This is a genomic window from Promicromonospora sp. NPDC023805 (assembly GCF_040639635.1).
GTDB lineage: Bacteria > Actinomycetota > Actinomycetes > Actinomycetales > Cellulomonadaceae > Promicromonospora.
The window spans coordinates 91559-107253 of sequence record NZ_JBFAAH010000022.1; the positions used below are offsets into that span (position 1 = coordinate 91559).

At 69.0% G+C, this 15695-nt stretch carries 10 protein-coding genes; 9 read left to right on the forward strand and 1 reads right to left on the reverse strand.

What is annotated here, in order from left to right:
- Nucleotides 1–177 precede the first annotated feature (177 nt).
- The 7 genes from AB0F70_RS20355 (at nt 178) to AB0F70_RS20385 (ending at nt 11266) form a co-directional block, all read left to right on the forward strand.
- Nucleotides 178–1689, forward strand: a complete 1512-nt coding sequence (locus tag AB0F70_RS20355) for an alpha-N-arabinofuranosidase (protein WP_357452328.1) — start codon at nt 178–180, stop codon at nt 1687–1689.
- A 169-nt stretch (nt 1690–1858) separates the two neighbouring features.
- Entirely contained in the window at nt 1859–2863 is a 1005-nt protein-coding gene (locus AB0F70_RS20360) for an ABC transporter substrate-binding protein (protein ID WP_357452330.1), read from the forward strand.
- 159 nt (nt 2864–3022) lie between these two features.
- A complete protein-coding gene (locus tag AB0F70_RS20365; protein ID WP_357452333.1) occupies nt 3023–4549 on the forward strand; it encodes a sugar ABC transporter ATP-binding protein in 1527 nt (508 codons plus the stop codon).
- Nucleotides 4546–5610, forward strand: a complete 1065-nt coding sequence (locus AB0F70_RS20370; RefSeq protein ID WP_357452336.1) for an ABC transporter permease — start codon at nt 4546–4548, stop codon at nt 5608–5610. Before AB0F70_RS20365 ends, AB0F70_RS20370 begins: the two co-directional genes overlap by 4 nt.
- On the forward strand, nt 5610–6608 hold the full coding sequence (gene yjfF / locus AB0F70_RS20375; protein ID WP_357452339.1) for a galactofuranose ABC transporter, permease protein YjfF: 999 nt from the start codon (nt 5610–5612) through the stop codon (nt 6606–6608). The genes AB0F70_RS20370 and yjfF overlap by 1 nt, the downstream gene beginning before the upstream one ends.
- 104 nt (nt 6609–6712) lie before the next feature.
- Nucleotides 6713–10339 (forward strand): alpha-L-arabinofuranosidase C-terminal domain-containing protein, encoded by a 3627-nt coding sequence (locus AB0F70_RS20380; protein ID WP_357452342.1) that lies wholly within the window; start codon nt 6713–6715, stop codon nt 10337–10339.
- Between the two features lie 147 nt (nt 10340–10486).
- Complete coding sequence (locus AB0F70_RS20385; protein ID WP_357452345.1) at nt 10487–11266, forward strand: GTP pyrophosphokinase family protein; 780 nt, start codon at nt 10487–10489, stop codon at nt 11264–11266.
- A 66-nt stretch (nt 11267–11332) separates the two neighbouring features.
- Here AB0F70_RS20385 and AB0F70_RS20390 read toward each other — a convergent pair whose 3' ends face one another.
- Nucleotides 11333–12883 carry an alpha-L-arabinofuranosidase C-terminal domain-containing protein gene (locus tag AB0F70_RS20390; protein WP_357452348.1) on the reverse strand — a complete coding sequence of 517 codons (1551 nt, stop codon included), beginning with the start codon at nt 12881–12883 and terminating at the stop codon, nt 11333–11335.
- Nucleotides 12884–12999: 116 nt separating this feature from the next.
- Between AB0F70_RS20390 and AB0F70_RS20395 the strand changes: the two genes are divergently transcribed.
- Both AB0F70_RS20395 and chvE read left to right on the forward strand, forming a co-directional pair.
- A complete protein-coding gene (locus tag AB0F70_RS20395) occupies nt 13000–14100 on the forward strand; it encodes a LacI family DNA-binding transcriptional regulator (protein ID WP_357452350.1) in 1101 nt (366 codons plus the stop codon).
- A 270-nt stretch (nt 14101–14370) separates the two neighbouring features.
- Nucleotides 14371–15546 (forward strand): multiple monosaccharide ABC transporter substrate-binding protein, encoded by a 1176-nt coding sequence (gene chvE / locus AB0F70_RS20400; RefSeq protein WP_357452352.1) that lies wholly within the window; start codon nt 14371–14373, stop codon nt 15544–15546.
- The last annotated feature ends 149 nt before the right edge of the window (nt 15547–15695 follow it).

Consider the following 15695-nt stretch of genomic DNA (forward strand, 5'->3'; position numbering starts at 1 on the left):
CCGGGCCGCTTGGTGCGGGCCGTGCCGCCGGAAGTGGCGGACACAACGTGTCGCAAAGCGTGCCGGTTGTCTCTTCGACCTTGAAGTTACATCGATGGAGAATCGATGCGGCACACGCTAGCATCCCGTCTACAACGATGTATACCCGCGGCATCGCTGCCGTCACGAGAGGACCCCATGCACTCCGCCACCGTCTCGCTCGACCCCGCGTTCGTGGTCGGCCCCGTGCGTCGTCGCACCTTCGGCTCGTTCGTCGAGCATCTCGGGCGCTGCGTGTACACCGGCATCCACGACCCCGGCCACCCCACCGCCGACGCCGACGGCTTCCGCGGCGACGTCGTAGACCTCACGCGGGAGCTCGGCGTCTCGACGGTCCGCTACCCGGGCGGGAACTTCGTGTCCGGCTACCGGTGGGAGGACGCCGTGGGGCCGGTCGAGCAGCGCCCGTCCCGGCTGGACCTGGCCTGGCACTCGATGGAGCCGAACCTCGTCGGTGTGGACGAGTTCATGCGCTGGGCGGCCAAGGCCGGCGTCGAGCCCATGATGGCCGTCAACCTCGGCACGCGCGGCGTGCAGGAGGCGCTCGACCTGCTGGAGTACTGCAACGTCCCCGGCGGCTCGTTCTGGGCGGACCAGCGCCGGGCCAACGGCGCGGAGGACCCCTACCGGATCAAGATGTGGTGCCTGGGCAACGAGATGGACGGCCCGTGGCAGATCGGCAGCAAGACGCCGCAGGAGTACGGGCGCCTGGCCGCCGAGACCGCCCGCGCCATGCGGATGATCGACCCTGGCCTCGAGCTCGTGGTCTGCGGGTCGTCGGGATCGGAGATGCCCACGTTCGGCGAGTGGGAGCGCGTGGTCCTCACCGAGGCGTACGAGCACGTCGACTACGTGTCGGCCCACGCCTACTACTGGGAGGAGGACGGCGACCTGGCGTCGTTCCTCGCGTCCGTGGTGGACATGGACCACTTCGTCGAGTCGGTGGCCGCCACCGCCGACGCCGTCCGCGCCGCCCGCAAGCAGACCAAGCGGGTGCACATCTCGTTCGACGAGTGGAACGTCTGGTACCAGAAGCGCGCCGAGTCGCGGCCGCCGTCGGGCGACGACTGGCCGGTGGCGCCGGTGCTGCTCGAGGACCGCTACAACGTGGCCGACGCCGTGGTGGTGGGCAACATGCTCATCTCCCTGCTGCGGAACACCGACCGCGTGCACTCGGCGTCCATGGCCCAGCTCGTCAACGTGATCGCGCCGATCATGACCGAGCCCGGCGGGCGCATCTGGAAGCAGACGATCTTCCACCCCTTCGCGCTGACCGCCCGGCACGCGGCCGGCGAGGTGCTGCGCCTCGCGATCGACTCGCCGGTGCACGAGACCGCCAGGTTCGGCGAGGTCGCTGTGCTCGACGCCGTCGCGACGCACGACGCCGAGTCCGGTGACGTGGTGGTGTTCGCCGTGAACCGGTCGCTGACCGAGGACGTGGTGCTCGACGTCGACCTGCGCGGCTTCCCGGGTATGCGCCTCGCCGAGGCCGTCACGCTGTCGAACCCCGACCACACCTGGTCCGCGACGGCGGACGACGACACCAGCGTGCTGCCGCGGCCCAACACCTCGGCGAAGGTCGCGGACGACCGGGTGCGTGCGGAGCTGCCCGCTGTCTCCTGGTCGATGCTGCGCCTGGTCCGGGAGTGAGCCAGGCGCCCGGCTCCGGCGGTTCCGTCACTGGGCGAAACGCTGCACACTCGTTACTGGAACGTGACGTCGCGCACTATGAATCCGGCCCATGTGAGCGCTAACATTCGAGGCGGGCAAATACCCGCTAGTCCTCGCACGAAGCCGTGCGGGATCTCAAGGAGGAGACATGGCACGCACGATCCTGACCCGCACCGCTCTGGCCGCGGTGTCCGTAGCCTCGCTGGTCGCGCTGAGCGCCTGCGCATCTGACGCAGGCGGTGAGCCCGCAGGCGGAGGCGAGACCACCGGCGCCGACGACGGCGTCATCACCCTCGGCTTCTCGCAGGTGGGCGCCGAGTCCGGGTGGCGGGCCGCGAACACCAAGTCCATCCAGGACACGCTCACCGAGGAGAACGGCTTCGAGCTGAAGTTCTCCGACGCGCAGCAGAAGCAGGAGAACCAGATCCAGGCGATCCGCTCCTACATCACCCAGGGTGTGGACGTCATCGCGTTCTCCCCGGTGGTCGAGACGGGCTGGGACCCGGTGCTCCAGGAGGCCAAGGCCGCAGGGATCCCCGTGATCCTGACGGACCGCGCCGTCGACTCGAGCGACGAGACCCTCTACGAGTCGTTCATCGGCTCCGACTTCGTCAAGGAGGGTGAGATGGCCGGCGAGTGGGTCGCCGAGCAGTACGACGGCGAGGGCTTCAAGGCCGTCGAGCTGCAGGGCACCACGGGCGCCGCCCCGGCGATCGACCGCAAGGAGGGCTTCGAGTCCGCCATCGAGGGCACCGACGTCGAGATCATCGACAGCCAGACCGGTAACTTCACGCGGGCCGAGGGCAAGACCGTGATGGAGGGCTTCCTCAACAAGCACGACGACATCGACCTCGTGTTCGCGCACAACGACGACATGGGGCTCGGCGCGATCGAGGCCATCGAGGCCGCCGGGATGACGCCGGGTGACGACATCAAGATCGTCACCATCGACGCCGTCAAGGACGGTATGCAGGCGCTCGCCGACGGCAAGATCAACTACATCGTCGAGTGCAACCCGCTGCTCGGCCCGGACCTGGCGGAGATCGCGAAGAAGGTCATCGCCGGCGAAGAGGTCGAGAAGCGCATCGTCGTCGAGGACCTGGCGTTCGACCAGGAGTCGGCGAAGGAAGCGCTCCCCACGCGCGAGTACTGACGTCCGTGTCGCCGAAGTAGAGCGCCTGTCCGGACACACGCTCTACTTCGGTGATCGAGCCACGCCGAGGTAGAGCGTGCGTCCGGACAGGCGCTCTACTTCGGCGACGGGGCGACGTACCCCTCAAGCGCCGCAACACGCCAGACAAGAAGGTCGAGGATGACCCAGCAGACAGCACCAGCCGTCGTCGAGATGACCGGCATCAGTGTCGAGTTTCCCCCGGTGAAGGCCCTCGACGGGGTCGATTTTCGCCTGCGGCCCGGCGAGATCCACGCCCTCATGGGCGAGAACGGCGCCGGCAAGTCCACCCTGATCAAGGCCCTCACCGGCATTCACTCGCCGACGGCGGGGACGATAGTGGTCGACGGCGTCGAGCGCCGGTTCACCGGCCCCGCCGACGCGCGGGCGCACGGCGTGAGCACCGTGTACCAGGAGGTGAACCTCTGCGAGAACCTCACGGTCGCGGAGAACATCATGCTCGGCGCCGAGCCGCGGCTCCTGGGCGGCCTGCACTGGTCGGCGATGCGCCGTCAGGCAGCCTCGCACCTGGAGCGGATGGGTCTGAACATCGACCCGGCGTCGTCGCTCGGGTCGCACTCGCTGGCGGTGCAGCAGCTCGTCGCGATCTGCCGCGCCACGGTGGGTGACTGCAAGGTCCTCATCCTCGACGAGCCCACCTCCAGCCTGGACACCGATGAGGTGGCGCACCTGTTCACCGTCATGCGCACGCTGCGTGACGAAGGCGTCGCCATCCTGTTCGTGAGCCACTTCCTCGACCAGATCTACGAGGTCTCCGACCGGATGACCGTGCTGCGCAACGGCGGCCTGGTAGGGGAGTACGTCACCGCCGACCTGCCGCCCGCCGAGCTGGTCCAGCACATGATCGGCCGCTCCATGGAGGTCCTGGAGGCAGCGGAGGAGGTGCTCGAGCACACCGAGCGACCCGCCGACGCCACCCCGCTGCTCCAGGTGGTCGGCCTCGGCCGCAAGGGTTCGGTACAGCCCTTCGACCTCGAGCTCTACGAGGGCGAGGTGGTCGGTCTCGCCGGTCTGCTCGGCTCGGGCCGCACGGAGCTGGCACGCCTGCTCACGGGCGCCGACCGGGCCGACGTCGGCGAGACCCGCGTGGCCGGAGCACCGGCCCGCCTGCGCACGCCGCGCGCGGCCATGAGCCACGGCATCGCCTACACGTCGGAGGACCGCAAGGGTGAGGGCGTCGTCGACGGCCTCACCGTGCGGGAGAACATAGTGCTCGCCCTGCAGGCACGGCGTGGCTGGATCCGGCCGCTGCCCCGCAAGCAGGTCGACGACCTGGTCGCGTCGTACATCAAGCAGCTCGGGATCCGGCCGGCCAACCCCGAGGCGCTGCTGCGCAACCTGTCGGGCGGCAACCAGCAGAAGGTGCTGCTCGCGCGGTGGCTCGCCACGGCGCCGCAGCTGCTCGTCCTGGACGAGCCCACCCGCGGCATCGACGTCGGTGCCAAGGCAGAGATCCAGAAGCTCGTCGCCGACCTGGCGGCCGAGGGCATGTCCGTCGTCTTCATCTCGGCGGAGCTCGAAGAAGTGCTGCGTATATCCCACCGCATCGCCGTGATGCGGGACCGTCGCAAGGTGGCGGAGATCGATGGAGGAGGAGCCACTATGGACCAGGTGGTCGACCTCATCGCCGGAGGTGGGACGAAGTGACGAAGATACTGCGCCACTACCTCTTCTGGCCGGTCGCGGCTCTCGTCGCCCTGCTGGTGGCCAACACCATCGCCCGGCCGAGCTTCCTGGCGATCAGCATCCGGGACGGGCACCTGTTCGGTGCCCCGATCGACATCCTGCGGACCACCGCGCCGCTCCTGCTCGTCGCCCTCGGTATGACCCTGGTCATCGCCACGCGCGGCATCGACCTCTCGGTCGGCGCCGTGGTGGCGGTCTCGGGTGCGGTCGCCCTGTCGCACATCGCGTCGTCGCCGAACCCCGAGTCACCGGTGACGGTGCTCACCGCCATCGGCCTGGCCCTCGCGCTGTGCCTGGTGCTCGGCGTGTGGAACGGGTTCCTGGTCTCGGTGCTCGGTATTCAGCCGATCATCGCGACGCTCATCCTGATGACCGCGGGCCGCGGCGTCGCCATGCTCATCACGGGCGGCATGATCACCACGATCAACAGCGCGCCGTTCAAGGTGCTCGGCTCAGGGTTCTGGCTCGGGCTGCCCGTCGCGGCGGTCATCGCGTTCGGCGTGTTCGCGGTGGTCGCGCTCGTGGTGCGGCGTACCGCGCTCGGCATGCTCCTGGAGGCGACCGGCATCAACCCGGCCGCGAGCCGCCTCTCCGGCGTCCGCTCCAAGACGCTGACCTGGACCGTGTACACGGCGTCGGGCCTGTTCGCCGGCCTGGCGGGTCTGCTCATCAGCGCCGACACCATGGCCGCCGACGCGAACAACGCAGGCGTGTTCATCGAGCTCGACGCCATCCTGGCGGTCGTGATCGGCGGGACCGCGCTCTCGGGCGGCAAGTTCAACCTGTCGGGCACCCTGGTGGGCGCGCTCGTCATCGCCACCCTCGAGCGGACGGTGACCGTCCTCGGCATCTCGCCGCTGGTCACGCCACTGTTCATGGCGCTCGTCGTCATCGCGGTGACCCTGCTCCAGTCGCCCCGGATGCGGGAGCGGCTGACGGCCGCCACCCGTCGTCCGGTCGCCACGACGCCCCCCGAGCCGCAGCCCGCTGCGCGCCCCGACCCGACGGAGGTGAAGGCCTGATGGCTACGTCGGCCCCCGTGCGCGCCTCGCGCTCGCTGAAGATCCCGACCCGGCTGGACCGGCGCTACCTCCCGGTGGTGGGCACGTTCGTCGTGCTGGCGCTCATGCTGATCGTGGGCGGCACCCGGTACGAGAACTTCCTGACGCCCGCAGTGGTGTCCAACCTGTTCATCAACAACGCGCACCTCATAGTGCTCGCGGTGGGCATGACCTTCGTGATCCTGACCGGCGGGATCGACCTGTCGGTCGGATCGGTGCTTGCCCTGTCCACGGTGGTCACCGCGGCGCTGCTGCAGGCTGGCCTGCCGCCCGCAGTGGTGATCCCGCTCGCCGTCGGCGCCGGGACGGTGATCGGCCTGGCGCACGGTGTGATGGTGCAGTACTTCCAGGTACAGCCGTTCGTGGCGACGCTCGCGGGTATGTTCCTCGCCCGCGGCCTGTGCTTCCTCATCGCGCCGGAGTCCATCGCCATCAACGACGCGTCGTTCGGCGAGCTCGCGAGCTGGGTCCAGATCTTCGGCGGCTGGCGGATGTCGTCGGGCGTGCTCATCGCGCTGGTCGTCGTGGGCCTCGGCTTCCTCGTGCTGCACTTCACGCGGTTCGGCCGCACGGTGTACGCGATAGGCGGCGGCGAGCAGTCCGCGCTGCTCATGGGCCTGCCCGTGGCCCGCACCAAGGTGCTCGCCTACGTGGTGAGCGGCACGTGCGCCGGTCTCGGCGGCCTGCTGTTCGCCATGTACTCCCGGTCGGGCTACTCGCTGACCGGTGTCGCGATGGAGCTCGACGCCATCGCCGCGGTGGTCATCGGCGGGACGCTGCTGACGGGTGGCACCGGCTTCGTGCTGGGCTCCGTGCTCGGCGTGCTGGTGCTCGGTCTGATCCAGACCATCATCACGTTCGAGGGCACCCTCAGCTCCTGGTGGACCAAGATCGTGATCGGCGTGCTGCTGCTGGTCTTCGTGGCCCTCCAGCGCATCCTGACGCTCCGTCGCACGTAACCCCCCGAGCCCTGGCTCGGCGTACCCGGTACGCCGAGCCAGGGCCGCAGCACGACCGCACGACGACCCACTCCACACCGACGTGACGAAGGGATCGAAACGACATGGATCTACAACGATATAGACGAGGTGCGCTCGCGATCGGCGCCGCACTCGCGGTGAGCCTGGCGGGAGCGGTGGCGCCTTCCGTCGCCGCGCCGGGCGCCGCTCCGGCGCCGTCCACGGAGACGACGGCGGCGGCCGCGGCGGACGGCGAGTACGCCGCCTACTTCTTCCCCTACTTCACCGGCGAGTCCACCGCCGACGGCGAGACCATCTCGTTCGCCGTCTCGGACGGGCCGGACCCGCTGGAGTGGACCACGCTCAACGGCGGTGAGCCGGTGCTCAGCTCCACGCTCGGCACCAAGGGCCTGCGTGACCCGTTCCTGATCCGCGGCGGCGACGGTACGTACTACCTGCTCGCGACCGACCTGCAGATCTACGGCGGCGGCAACTTCGGCGACGCCCAGGAGACCGGCAGCCGCAAGATCATGGTCTGGGAGTCCACGGACCTGGTGAGCTGGGGCGAGCAGCGCGAGATCGAGCTCGCGCCCGAGAACGCGGGCAACCTGTGGGCGCCCGAGGCGTACTGGGACGAGGCGGCCGGTGAGTTCGTCGTCTACTGGGCCTCCGCCCTGTACCCGGCCGACGTCCCGCCCGCCGAGCGTGACATCCGGACCTCGTACCAGCGCATGCTGTACGCGACCACCACGGACTTCGAGACCTTCTCGGAGCCGAAGCCGTGGATCGACGAGCCGCAGGGCGACGGCCTCGGCATGATCGACTCGACGGTCCAGGAGGAGGACGGCGTCTACTACCGCCTCACCAAGGACGAGTCGTACATGGGGATGCGCCAGGAGTCGTCGACGGACCTGCGCCGTACCCAGGGCGTGTCCGAGGGTGACGGCTGGGACCTGATCAAGGAGCGCGTCGGGTTCGGGCAGCCGAACCCGTGGGGCGGCACGTTCACCGGCGGCGAGGGGCCAACGCTCTTCCCGTCGCTCACGGACGACCGCTGGTACCTGCTGCAGGACCAGCCGAGCTACCACGGCGGCCAGGGCTACATGCTCTTCGAGTCCGACGACCTGAGCAGCGGCGAGTGGACCGCCAACCTCGACGCGACCCTGCCGGCCAGCCCCCGGCACGGGACGGTCCTGCCGATCACTGCCGAGGAGCGGGAGCGTCTCGTTGCCGCGTACCCGCCGGCCGAGACCCCGGTGCAGGAGCACACGCTCGACGTCGACGCCGCTGCAGCGGGCAAGGAGATGAGCGACGACCTGTACGGCGTCTTCTACGAGGACATCAACTACGCGGCCGACGGCGGCCTGTACGCCGAGCTGGTCCGTAACCGGTCCTTCGAGTTCGCGGCCACCGACAACCGGGACTTCACCGGGATGACGGGCTGGGACGTGGTGCAGCGGCGCGGGTCCACGGGCACCGCCGCGGTCGAGTCCGAGCGGGGCGAGTGGCTCAACGACGCCAACCGCGCCTACCTCACCGTCGAGGCTGACGGCCCCGGCGTCGGCGTGCGCAACGCGAGCTACAACGAGGGCTTCGCGATCGAGAAGCGCAAGAAGTACGACTTCTCGGTGTTCGCGCGCGCCGAGCGCAAGCAGCGCCTGACGGTGAGCCTCGAGTCGCCGGACGGAAGCACTACGTACGCGTCCACGACCATCGACGTCAACGGCAAGAACAGCTGGAAGAAGCACACGGCGAAGCTGACCGCCAACGGGACCGCCAACGACGCCCGGCTCGTCGTGACGGGCGGCGCGGCCGGCACGCTGCGCCTGGACATGGTCTCCCTGTTCCCGCGTGAAACGTGGGACGGCCCGGTCAACGGGCGCTCGACGCTGCGCGCCGACCTCGCGCAGAAGGTCGCCGACCTGGAGCCGTCCTTCCTGCGGTTCCCCGGCGGCTGCGTCACCAACGTCGGCACGTTCGACACCTACCTGGAGTCGGACGGCGCGGACCGCCGTCGGACGTACCAGTGGAAGGAGACCATCGGGCCGGTCGAGGAGCGCCCGACCAACTGGAACTTCTGGGGTTACAACCAGACCTACGGCCTGGGCTACCTCGAGTACTTCGAGTTCGCCGAGGACCTGGGGGCGTCGCCGCTGCCCGTGCTGTCCGTCGGTGCCAACGGGTGCGGCAGCAACATCCCCGAGATGACCGACGACGTCCGCATCGACCGCTGGGTGCAGGACACCGTCGACCTCATCGAGTTCGCCAACGGGTCCGTGGACACCGAGTGGGGCGCCAAGCGCGCCGCGCTGGGCCACCCCGACACGTTCGGGCTGAAGTACATCGGCCTCGGCAACGAGGAGAACACCGACACGTTCCAGGCGAACTTCCCGCGGTTCCGCGACGCCGTCGAGGCCGCGCACCCCGAGGTCACCGTGATCTCGAACTCCGGCCCGGACGACGCCGGCGCCCGGTTCGACGAGCTCTGGGACTTCAACCGCGAGCAGGACGTCGCGATGGTCGACGAGCACTACTACAACGACCCGTCGTGGTTCCTGTCGAACACCGAGCGGTACGACTCGTACGACCGCGAGGGTCCGCACGTGTTCCTCGGCGAGTACGCCTCGCGCGGCAACGCCTGGGCCAACTCGCTGTCCGAGGCCGCGTACATGACGGGGATCGAGCGCAACGCCGACCTGGTGGAGCTCGCCTCCTACGCGCCGATGTTCGCCAACGAGGACCACGTCCAGTGGTCCCCGGACCTGATGTGGTTCGACAACGACGAGTCGTGGGGTTCGACGTCGTACTACACGCAGCAGATGTTCATGACGAACACTGGCGACCAGGTGGTCCCGTCCGCGCACGACGGCCCGGAGGAGACCCCTGCGGACATCTCCGGCGGCGTCTTCCTGTCGACCTGGAACACCCAGGCCGCCTACGACGACGTGAAGGTCACTGACAACGAGTCCGGCGAGGTGCTCTTCACCGACTCGTTCGACGACGCCGCGCAGTGGGACCCGAAGGCGGGTTCGTGGGGTGTGACCGACGGCGAGTACGTGCAGTCCGCGGGCAACGTCACCGACGCGCGCTCGATCATCACCGATGCGTACACGAAGGACTGGGACAACTACACCCTGGAGCTCGACGCCCGGAAGCTGGGCGGCAGCGAGGCGTTCCTCGTCGGGTTCGCGGCAGGCGGCCAGGACGACTTCTACTGGTGGAACCTGGGCGGCTGGAACAACAGCCGCCAGGCGCTGCAGCGGGCCGACGGCGGCGGCGCGGGCGAGGTCGCGGCAGTGGAGGGCCACTCCATGGAGACCGGCCGGGACTACCACGTGAAGGTAGTGGTCTCCGGGCGGACCATCAAGCTCTACCTCGACGGCGCGCTGCAGATGACGTACACCGAGCCGACCACCGAGTCGCTGTACCAGGTGGTGACGCGGGACGTCGAGACCGGCGAGCTGGTGCTCAAGGTCGTCAACCCGTTCGACTCGGTCGCACGGACGGCGGTGTCCGTCGACGGGTACGCGGTGGACGGTGACGCCGAGGTCATCGAGATGACCGGGGCGCCGTCGGCCATGAACACCAAGACGCAGCCGGAGCGGATAGTGCCGGTGGAGGGCAGGGCGGCGCTCGACGTGTCGCGGTCGGGCGACGACACGGAGTTCAGCTACGACTTCGCGCCCCGCTCGATCACGTTCCTCCGCCTGAACGAGTCCGGGGGAAGCTGACCCGGCGCCGAAGTAGACAGGTAGCGAGGTAGTGGTCCGGCGAGGTAGTCACCCAGTTCGCGCTGGGTGACTACCTCGCTGCGTGTCTACTTCGCCAGGGGTCTCTTGGAGCCCACGGCGGCGCCACCTACCCGTACGGTGGTGCCCGTGAGCAAGCTGCCCGAGGACCTCCGGGAACACCCGATACCTGATCCAGCCGAGCTCCGGACGCTGGTCGCAGAGCTGCGCCGCCTGGTGCTCACCTACAAGTTCGGGATCGACGAGGTGATGACCAAGGTCTCGATCCTGCGCGACGAGTTCCGGCACATGCAGAACTACAACCCCGTCGAGCACGTGGGTTCGCGGCTCAAGTCGTTCGAGTCGATAGTCGCCAAGTGCCGCCGCAAGGGCATCCCGCTGACGCCGGACGGCGTCCGGGCGCGGATGTTCGACATCGCCGGCGTCCGGATCACGTGCAGCTTCGTCAACGACATCTACCTCGTCCGCGACATGCTGCTCAAGCAGGCGGACCTGACGCTCCTGGAGGAGCGCGACTACATCAAGCACCCGAAGGCGACCGGGTACAAGTCGCTGCACCTCATCGTGCAGATCCCGGTGTACCTGTCCGACCGGGTCGAGGACGTGATCGTCGAGATCCAGCTGCGCACCATCGCCATGGACTTCTGGGCCAGCCTGGAGCACAAGATCTACTACAAGTACGACGGCGACGTGCCCAGGCACCTCACCGACTCGCTCAAGCTCGCGGCGGACGTCGCCTGGTCGCTGGACACCTCGATGGAGCGCATCCACGACGAGGTCAAGGCCATCTCGGGCGACGAGGAACCAGTGGCGAGCCGGCACAACCTCCACACGCCCGAGGAGATGCTGCGGGACTTCTGGCGGGCGGCCGAGGCCGACGGCGGATTCGACTTCGGCACCGACAAGTAGGCGCCGGCCCTACCGCTGGCGCGCTTGCCGGGACCGGGTCCCGGCAAGCGCGGCCAACGGGTGCGCTCAGAGGGCCTTGAGGGTCCCCGACAGTGCCGTCCACGACTCGGGGGCCAGCGTCACCTTCGTCGTCGCGCTCTCGGTTCCCCGCCCGCCACCCCTGACGATGCGACCGGCGACGTCGAACTCGCCCCAGTGCTCCGCGGCCACCTTCTCCGCATGCTCCGGCCCGACGACGGCGGCCTCGTGGTCGGCCGTCATGGCCCAGCCCTCGGCGACCTCCAGCGCCGCGCCCAGGTGGGCCAGCTCCACCTCTACCGGCTCGGCGGACCGGTTGGTCAGGAACAGCGCGACGGCGCCGCCGTCCGCCAGGGTGGCCGCCGCCGTGACCGTCGGTACCTCGCCGTGGGCCTTGGTGGTGATGGTGGACGTGGACACGCGCAGGTCGAGCGCCTCGCCCTGCGCCAGACGCGCCGTCGTCGCGAAGGGGTGGAAGGTCGGCTGCCGCCAGGCCTCGCCGCCCGGCTCGGTCATGATCGGTGCGATCACGTTGACGAGCTGCGCGAGGCACGCGACCGGCACCCGGTCGGCGTGGTTCAGCAGCGTGACCAGGAGGTCGCCCACGACCACGGCGTCGAGCCCGGAGTAGACGTCCTCGATGATGCGCGGCGCGTCCTTCTGGATCGGCAGGTTCGCCTCGCCGGGGAAGCGCGTGGTCAGGTACCAGACGTTCCACTCGTCGAACGAGATGGTGATGCGCTTGTCAGAGCGACGCTGGGCGCCGACGGCGTCCGCCGAGGCCACCACCCGCTCGATGAACCGGTCCATCGCGGTACCCGACCCGAGGAACGACGCGCGGTCGCCGTCGATCTCCTCGTAGTAGGCGTGCATCGAGATGTGGTCCACGAGGTCGTACGTGTACTCCAGGACCGTGCGCTCCCACTCGCCGAACGTGGGCATCCCCATGGACGACGAACCGCATGCGACCAGCTCGATGGACGGGTCCACGAGCTTCATCGCTGCGCCGGCGTTGCGTGCCAGCTTGCCGTACTCGTGCGCGTCCTTGTGCCCGATCTGCCACGGGCCGTCCATCTCGTTGCCCAGGCACCAGAGCTTGACGCCGTAGGGCTCCTCGCGGCCGTTCGCGATGCGCAGGTCGGCCCAGCGGGTGCCCGCCTCGCCGTTGCAGTACTCGAGCAGGGCCACCGCCTCCTCGACGCCGCGGGTGCCGAGGTTGACGGCCATCATGGGCTCGATGCCCTCGCGCTCGGCCCACTGCAGGAACTCGTCGGTGCCCACGACGTTGGGCTCCACCGTGCGCCACGCGAGGTCGAGGAACGGCTTGCGCTGCTCGACGGGCCCGACGGCGTCCTCCCACCGGTAGTTCGAGACGAAGTTGCCGCCGGGGTACCGGACGGTGGTGACGCCGAGCTCGCGCGTCAGGTCGGCGACGTCGCTGCGGAAGCCGTGGCTGTCGGACGTCGGGTGGCCCGGTTCGTGGATGCCCGTGTAGACGGCACGCCCGAGATGCTCCACGAAGGAGCCGAACAGGCGGCGGTCGACGGTGCCGACGGTGAAGTCGGGGTGCAGCAGCACGCGGGTGCGGGAGGTCGTCATTGTTCCTCGCTGGATCGGTCGGTCTGTTCTACAACGTTGCACACTATCCGATCGGCGACGCGTGAGCGACGGCCGTCCTCTACCCTGTGGGAAACTCAGGAGCGGAGGCTGGCAGCGTGGCTGTGACGATGCACGACGTGGCGCAGCGCGCAGGCGTGTCGATCAAGACTGTGTCGAACGTGGTGAACGGCTACCCGTACATCCGCGCCGCGACCCGGGAGCGGGTCCAGGCCGCCATCGAGGACCTGGACTACCGCGTCAACATGTCCGCGCGGAACCTCCGTACGCGCCGCACGGGGCTGATCACGCTGGCGGTTCCGGAGCTCTCGCTCCCGTACTTCGCGGAGCTCGCCGACTCCGTCATCTCCGCCGCCGACGACGCTGGGTGGACCGTGCTCATCGAGCAGACGAGCGCGAGCCGCGAGCGGGAGACCGACGTGCTCTCGGGCCGGCGCAGGCACCTCACGGACGGCCTGATCTTCTCGCCCCTGGCGCTCGGCCCTGACGACATCGCCCTGTTCACCGTCGACTTCCCGATAGTGATCCTGGGCGAGCGCGTCTTCGGCGCACCCGCCGACCACGTGACGATGAACAACGTCGCGGCGGCCAAGGCGGCGACCCTGCACCTGTCGTCGCTCGGCCGCCGTCGGATCGCGCTGATCGGGGCGCACGAGGGGGAGCAGGTCGGGTCCGCCGCGCTGCGCACCACCGGGTACCTCGAAGGGCTGGCGGAGGCCGGCCTGCCGCACGACCCGGCGCTGATCGGGGAGGCGGGCCTCTGGCACCGCTCCACCGGCGCGGAGGTGATGCGCCGCATGCTCGACGACGGCGTCGAGATCGACGCGGTCTTCGCGCTCAACGACGCGCTCGCGCTCGGCGCCCTGCACGCGCTGCACGCCCGCGGGATCGACGTCCCGGGCGACGTGGCGCTCATCGGGTTCGACGACGTCGACGACGCGAAGTACGCGGTTCCCGCGCTGTCCTCTGTCGACCCGGGCCGGGCCCAGATCGCGCGCACCGCCGTCGAGCTGCTGCTGGAGCGCATCGGCGCGACCGGCGATCCGGCGCCGTTCCGCAAGGTGGTGCCGGACTCGCGGATCGTGGGCCGCGAGTCGACGGGCGACGTCGTGCCGGGCCAGGACAGCCGCGTGGTGGGTGTCCAGCAGGGCGGCACGGAGCTCGTTCAGGTGGTCGGCGAGGTAGCGGACAGCCGGTAGCTCGGCAGTGTGCGGTGACGCGGACTACCCAGAACGGCGCTTCCCGGATTCAAGAGTTGACTGTATCGATGCCGTAACCATCCAGTAAGTTCTCCTTACTAGCCCTCGACCCCGGCTACGGTGGGCACGGTCACCGGTCGGTTGTGGCTAAGTTCAGCCGACCCGGTTTTGACCAACAGACGTGTGAGCGTTCACAATCTGTTGCGTTCACAATGTGAAGTCGGCCGGGTTGCAGAGACGTTGCCCGGGCAAACTCGAAGAGGAGATGTCATGGCGAGGAAGCTGTGGGCCAAGCGCGGTCTGGCTGCGCTGGCGACGGGCACGATGGCTGTTTCGCTCGCTGCGTGCGGCGGCGGCGGTGCCGGCGCCGGTGGCGGTGGCGGTGCCGGTGCCGGGGACGGCGAAGAGGGCGGCCTGGTGGGCGTCGCGATGCCCACCCAGACGTACGAGCGCTGGATCGCTGACGGCGGTGCTGTCGAGGAGGGCCTCAAGGAGGCCGGGTACGACGTCGACCTGCAGTTCGCGGGCGACGACATCCCGACCCAGCAGGCGCAGATCGACGCGATGATCAACAAGGGCGCCGAGGCGCTGATCATCGCCTCCATCGACGGCACCACGCTCGGTACGCAGCTTGACGCCGCCGCTGCCGCGAACATCCCGGTGATCTCGTACGACCGCCTCATCCGCGACTCGAAGAACGTGGACTTCTACGTCACGTTCGACAACTACACGGTCGGCGTGCAGCAGGGCACCTCGCTGCTGACCGGGCTCGGCATCCTGGGCGAGGACGGCGAGCCCGCCGCCGACGCCCCTGAGGGCCCGTTCAACGTCGAGCTCTTCGCCGGTTCGCCCGACGACAACAACGCCGGGTTCTTCTTCGACGGTGCGATGTCCGTGCTCCAGCCGTACATCGACGACAAGACGCTCGTCGTGCCCTCGAAGCAGGTCAAGTTCGGCACCGTCGCCATCCAGCGCTGGGAGCAGGAGGGCGCGCAGGAGCGGATGGAGAACCTGCTGACGTCGACCTACACCAAGGGCGACCAGACCATCGACGGCGTGCTGGCCCCGGCCGACGTGCTGTCGCGTGGCATCATCACCGCCCTGAAGAACTCGGGCTACGGCAAGGGTGACCTGGACATGCCGATCATCACCGGCCAGGACGCCGAGGCGGCCTCCGCCAAGCTGATCGTGGACGGCGAGCAGTACTCGACCATCTTCAAGGACACCCGGCTCCTCGCCGAGCAGGCAGTCACCGCCGCCACGGCCTTCCTCGAGGGCGAGACACCCGAGGCCAACGACACCGAGACGTACGACAACGGCGAGGAGATCGTGCCGTCGTTCCTGCTCCCCACGGAGATCGTCACCAAGGACAACCTCGAGGCTGCGCTGGTCGAGTCCGGCTACCTCACCGAAGAAGAGGTCGCGTCCGGCCAGGTCGACGAGTAGGACGGACTGACCTCCTGGTAGTACCGGTCCGACGCCGCTGACTTTCTTGCGGTCATCCGGTGGTCGAGCTTGTCGGGTTCCGAAACCGCCTCCTCCTGATCCCCTCGCAGATCCAGCCATGGCTCGGAGCCACTCGGTCCTGAACTGAG

What these genes read in the sequence shown, in the direction of transcription:
- AB0F70_RS20365 (WP_357452333.1), top strand. Translation starts at nt 3,023, where the DNA reads ATGACCCAGCAGACAGCACCAGCCGTCGTCGAGATGACCGGCATCAGT.
- chvE (WP_357452352.1), top strand. Translation starts at nt 14,371, where the DNA reads ATGGCGAGGAAGCTGTGGGCCAAGCGCGGTCTGGCTGCGCTGGCGACG.
- AB0F70_RS20355 (WP_357452328.1), top strand. Translation starts at nt 178, where the DNA reads ATGCACTCCGCCACCGTCTCGCTCGACCCCGCGTTCGTGGTCGGCCCC.
- AB0F70_RS20390 (WP_357452348.1), bottom strand. Translation starts at nt 12,883, where the DNA reads ATGACGACCTCCCGCACCCGCGTGCTGCTGCACCCCGACTTCACCGTC.
- yjfF (WP_357452339.1), top strand. Translation starts at nt 5,610, where the DNA reads ATGGCTACGTCGGCCCCCGTGCGCGCCTCGCGCTCGCTGAAGATCCCG.
- AB0F70_RS20380 (WP_357452342.1), top strand. Translation starts at nt 6,713, where the DNA reads ATGGATCTACAACGATATAGACGAGGTGCGCTCGCGATCGGCGCCGCA.
- AB0F70_RS20360 (WP_357452330.1), top strand. Translation starts at nt 1,859, where the DNA reads ATGGCACGCACGATCCTGACCCGCACCGCTCTGGCCGCGGTGTCCGTA.